Annotated in this window: 1 protein-coding gene and 1 pseudogene; both read left to right on the top strand. The window is 44.5% G+C overall.

Annotated elements, in window-relative coordinates; genetic code table 11:
* Nucleotides 1-149 (top strand): thiazole biosynthesis protein (gene thiI, locus CIK04_RS25695; protein WP_142995018.1); only part of this gene is annotated, 149 nt, incomplete at its 5' end.
* A gap of 485 nt (nucleotides 150-634) precedes the next feature.
* Nucleotides 635-1,184 (top strand): annotated as a pseudogene (gene gcvA, locus CIK04_RS25685) (transcriptional regulator GcvA); the annotation flags it as partial.

Genomic DNA, 1,184 nt, shown 5'->3' with positions numbered 1-1,184 from the left:
TTCCGTTTTACAAGCTCAGCACGCAATTTGGTGACTTAGACCAGTCGAAAACGTATCTGCTTTACTGCGCTCGCGGTGTGATGAGCCGTTTGCAAGCGCTCTACCTACAAGAGCAAGGCTTTAAAAACGTTAAAGTGTATCGCCCTTAGCCATCTCATGCTGGCGTCAACGTTTCGATGCGAGCATTCGAGTAAGCGTGTCACACTAGGCAAAATGACAAACGCAATCTCAGTAATTGGGGTTGCGTTTTTTATTACGTTTTTGCTCAAAAATTGGGAGTGGTCTAGGAAAAAGCGATGGCCGAGGGGGTAGCGGTTAGAAAGGCAGTGTTCAAAGATAAAAAAACACCGCCTAATAGGCGGTGTAACAAATTTGACAGACAGGTCAAAAATAAATACAGGAAGTATAGGTTTTGTCACAGGGAGTTGGACAAAACACTACGGTAGAAATCTACCTAACTCGAAATACGAGTTTGCAAACACAACATCGCAACAACTAAGCCAATTGATTTACAAAGAAATCAAGCCGTTCAGGCTAGCGTTGCGGGGTGAAATATAGAATTTATCTGGCTGTTCTACAACGGACAAATTATAATGTTTCAGATTAAAAAAACTAATGGTTAGGTAGAGGCCGTATGTCCCGAAGATTGCCCCCACTGAATTCCCTTCGTGTATTCGAAGCCGCCGCCCGACACCTTAGCTTCACTCGAGCTGCAGAAGAACTCTTTGTCACTCAAGCGGCAGTGAGTCATCAGATCAAAGCGCTGGAAGAGTTTCTTTCATTGAAACTGTTTCGCCGTCGCAACCGCTCTTTACTCCTCACTGAAGAGGGGCAAAGTTACTTTTTAGACATCAAAGATATTTTTCTCAGCACTCGCTGAAGCGACCGATAAGGTATTGGAACGTAGTGAAAAGGGCATTGATCCATCAGTTTGCCGCCGAGTTTTGCCATTCAATGGCTGGTACCAAGACTTGCGGATTTCAATGCTAAAGAGCCAGACATTGACGTGCGAATCAAAGCGGTGGATATGGACGAAGGCTCTTTGACGGACGATGTGGATGTGGCGATTTATTACGGTCGTGGCAATTGGCCGGGGTTACGTGCCGATAAATTGTACCAAGAATATTTGATCCCACTTTGTTCACCTTCATTACTTTTGGGTAACAAACCATTAGAATCTTTGC

Source organism: Vibrio sp. 03_296, from assembly GCF_002265885.1.
Note: the sequence above shows the minus strand (reverse complement) of the source record. Positions and strands in the feature narration are given on the sequence as shown.